Annotated in this window: 3 protein-coding genes; all 3 read right to left on the bottom strand. The window is 60.6% G+C overall.

All coding sequences use genetic code 11. The features are described 5' to 3' along the window. Positions 1–476 precede the first annotated feature (476 nt). The gene (locus G5358_RS20380; protein WP_033115910.1) at positions 477–1,712 is read right to left on the bottom strand and encodes an argininosuccinate synthase; all 1,236 of its coding nucleotides are present in this window, start codon (positions 1,710–1,712) and stop codon (positions 477–479) included. Between the two features lie 68 nt (positions 1,713–1,780). Next, positions 1,781–2,692 carry an ornithine carbamoyltransferase gene (locus G5358_RS20375; protein ID WP_421324811.1) on the bottom strand — a complete coding sequence of 304 codons (912 nt, stop codon included), beginning with the start codon at positions 2,690–2,692 and terminating at the stop codon, positions 1,781–1,783. A gap of 25 nt (positions 2,693–2,717) precedes the next feature. Further along, positions 2,718–3,521 carry an acetylglutamate kinase gene (gene argB, locus G5358_RS20370; RefSeq protein ID WP_042655713.1) on the bottom strand — a complete coding sequence of 268 codons (804 nt, stop codon included), beginning with the start codon at positions 3,519–3,521 and terminating at the stop codon, positions 2,718–2,720. Positions 3,522–3,728: the final 207 nt, after the last annotated feature.

Here is a 3,728-nt window from a genome sequence, read left to right as displayed (position 1 = left end):
AATCGTTGAACTGTTTGAACCGGCTATCGGCTCCCTGACTGAAGCGTCCACCCCAAAGTGCCATACTGCTCTCCTTGAATGCGTTGTCGGTAGGCGTTTACGCCTGCCATACTCGCGCGGCCTCTTGGCCTGCGCGCAGAAATCTTGCCCTGTATTTTCCTGAATAACAGTGCGGTGGTGATGAGTGCTGTTGCCGTTGAACACGTCAAATCCAGCAACTGCGAATCGGTTCCCTCTCACTCTGGGAGAGGGCTAGGGTGAGGGTAATTCCCCCCTCATCCCCGCCCCTTCTCCCGCAAGGGGAGAAGGGAGAAAATACGTCAGCATCATATTCACACAGCCCCTGTTATCTCACAGAAGCGGCCGGGGCGCTGCCGCTCTTGTCACACCTGCCGATGATGGCTCAGGGGCCATCATCGGCTTGTAGAAGAGGGGGCCATGCCCCCTCAACGGAATCAACGGGTTATCGCGCTTGCTTAGCCGTGGGTGTGATCGCCACCGATAGCCTGATGCTGCTCCTTCATGGCGCGGATCCGGCTGGCCAGGGTGTAGAGACGGATAAAGCCTTCTGCATGGCTCTGGTCATACACTTCGTCGGCGCCGAAGGTGGCGAAGTCTTCGGAGTAGAGGCTGTTCGGCGACTTCTTCTGCACCGCAGTGACCTGACCCTTGTACATCTTCAGCACCACTTCACCGTCGAGATCTTCGGCGATGGCGTTGGCAGAGGCGAGGATCGCCTTGCACAGCGGGGTGAACCAGCGACCGTCATAGACCAGATGGGAGAACTCGGCACCTAGCTTCTCCCGCCAGGCGCGGGTCGGGCGATCCAGTACCAGCTCTTCCACAGCGCGCAGCGCGGCGACCATCACGGTACCGCCCGGGGTTTCGTAGCAGCCGCGGGACTTCATCCCCACCATCCGGTTTTCGGTGATGTCGATGCGGCCCACGCCGTGCTTGCCGGCACGCTCGTTCAGGGTCATCAGGATCTGGTGCGGGCTGAGCGGCTGGTCATCCACGGCCACCACTTCACCCTGCGCCACGGTCAGCTTGACGTACTCCGGCTGATCCGGTGCCTGTTCGGCCGGTACGGTCCACTGCCAGACTGCTTCGGAGGGCTCGTTCCAGGTGCTCTCCAGCTCGCCACCTTCGGTGGAGATGTGCCAGGCGTTAGCGTCGCGGCTGTAGATCTTCTTCAAGGTCGCCTTGCAGGGGATGTTGCGGGTCTCCAGATAGGAGAGCAGATCTTCCCGGGAGCGCATATCCCAGATCCGCCACGGGGCGATCACTTTCAGCTGAGGTGCCAGCGCAGCGACCGCACCTTCGAAACGCACCTGATCGTTACCCTTGCCGGTGCAGCCGTGGGAGATGGCATCGGCCCCTTCCGCCAGTGCCGCTTCGACCATCGCCTTGGCGATCACCGGACGGGCCATTGAGGTGCCCAGCAGATAGGTGCCTTCATAGACGGCGCCGGTCTTCAGGGTCGGGTAGACGTACTCTTTGACGAACTCTTCCCGCAGATCCTTGATGATGCACTTGGTGGCACCGGAGGCGATGGCCTTCTGCTCGATCCCTTCCAGATCGTCGCGCTCCTGACCGACGTCGGCCACGAAGGCAATGATTTCGGCGTCATAGTGCTCTTTCAGCCAGGGAATGATGGCCGAGGTATCCAGTCCACCCGAGTAAGCCAGTACGATCTTGTTGATTCCGCTCATGTTACTTCTCTCCGTGATGATTCGATGATGATTCAATAAAAGGGTCGTGATTCAGGTTGAGTGCCGCGTTACTTGCCGCCGAGAAGGGTCAGCAACACGGCGTTCTGGATATGCATCCGGTTTTCGGCCTCGTCCATGATGAGGGAGGCGGGGCCATCCATCACCTGCGAAGTGATCTCCAGCTCCCGGTGCGCCGGTTGGCAGTGCAGCACATGCTGGATGCCGGTGCGGTCGAGCAGGGCCTGGTTGATCTGGTAAGGCATAAAGAGGTCTTTGACCTGCTCCATCGGGGTGTTGTCACCCATGGAGACCCAGGTATCTGTGTAGGCCACGTCGAACCCTTCGATATCTGCCACGTCATCGCTGATGTGGATGGTCGCTCCCGACTTGGCCGCCAGTGCCTGCGCCTGCAGGAAGATCTGGGTATCCGGGCCGTGGCCTTTCGGGCAGATCAGGGTGACGTCGGTGCCCAGGGTCGCCCCCAGCAGCAGCAGAGAGTGGCTGACGTTGTTGCCATCACCGAGATAGGCCAGCTTCACCTTCGACAGATCGCCGTAGTGCTCGCTGATGGTCATGAAGTCCGCCAGCCCCTGGCAGGGGTGGTAGAGGTTGCACAGGCTGTTCACCACAGGCACTGTGCCGTGTTCCGCCAGCTCGACCAGAGTCTGGTGATCGAACACCCGGGCGACGATGGCATCACACCAGCGCGACAGGTTGGCGGCAAAATCCTTCACCGATTCGCGCTTGCCCAGCGCGCCGTTCTGCTGATCCAGATAGACGCTGTGGCCACCCAGTTTGGCGATGCCGATGTCGAAGGTGACCCGGGTGCGCAGGGAGGGTTTCTCGAACAGGGTCACCACGCTCTTGCCCGCCAGCGCCTGGCTGTACTTCTTCGGGTCGGCCTTCACTGCCTTGCCCAGCGCAATCAGCGCTTCAATCTGGGCTTTGTTCAGATCACTGTCTTTCAGAAGATGTTGCATCGGATGTTCCTTGTTCCGGTGAGGATTAGAGGGCTACCTGATTGCCATCGGCAATCTTGACCAGAGTGCCGACCGCGCCGCCCGCCAGCAGCTTGAGCAGCTGATCCGGGTAGCGCCAGCTGGCGACACAGACCGGCTTGCCGAGGGTCTCGGCGGCGTGCAGGGCCGCTTCTACCTTGACCGCCATACCGTCCGTGATCACCCCTTTCTCCATCAGATCCAGTGCGGTCAGCTTGTCGAGCTGGGGCACCAGCTTGCCCTTGCCATCGAGGATGCCGCTCACATCGGAGAGCATCACCAGATCGGCGCCGAGGGCCTCGGCAATGGCGGTGGCCGCCTGATCCGCGTTGACGTTCATCAGTTGCCCTTCGGCTGTGATGCCGATGGAGCTCACCACCGGTAGGAAGCCCTGACCGAGGATGCCCGCCACCAGTGCCGGGTTGCCCGGCTTGCACTCGCCGACCGCGCCGAGATCCGGGTCGAGCTGGGTCACCTGACAGAGGCCGCCGTCGGCGAGGCAGAGCCCCACCGCCGGAATGCCAGTGGCGATCGCCTTGGCCATCATCTGCTTGTTGGCGGTCCCCGCCAGTGCACCGGCAATAAAGGGGATCTGCTCGAACGGGGTCACCCGCAGGCCGTTCTTCTTGGTAGAGGTGAGACCCAGCCCCTTGAGCAGGTCATCCACCAGACAGCCACCGCCGTGTACCAGCACCAGCGGACGGTGCTGATCGTCGAGAAAGGTTTTGAGGGTGGCGAACAGGGCGGTCAGCGCCTCGTCGTTCTCGATAAGGGCGCCGCCCAGCTTGATTACCAGAGTTTGCTTGTCCATATCTCTCAATCCTTCCTTAAATCAGGCATTGGCCTGCGTAATAGCGCTGTTATGTCCAACTGGAAAGGGCACCGAACTCAACGTGATTACCAACGTCTGTTTGTCCATGTTCGAGATCCTTCCTAAGTCCTTAAATCAGGCCGGTGGCCGGTTCAAAACCAAATTTGATATTTATGCACTGCATGGCTTGCGAGGCGGCGCCCTTGA

Origin of the sequence: Aeromonas sp. 604176 (genome assembly GCF_049170755.1) — a bacterium.
Classification (GTDB): Bacteria; Pseudomonadota; Gammaproteobacteria; order Enterobacterales; family Aeromonadaceae; genus Aeromonas; species Aeromonas veronii_A.
Note: the sequence above shows the minus strand (reverse complement) of the source record. Positions and strands in the feature narration are given on the sequence as shown.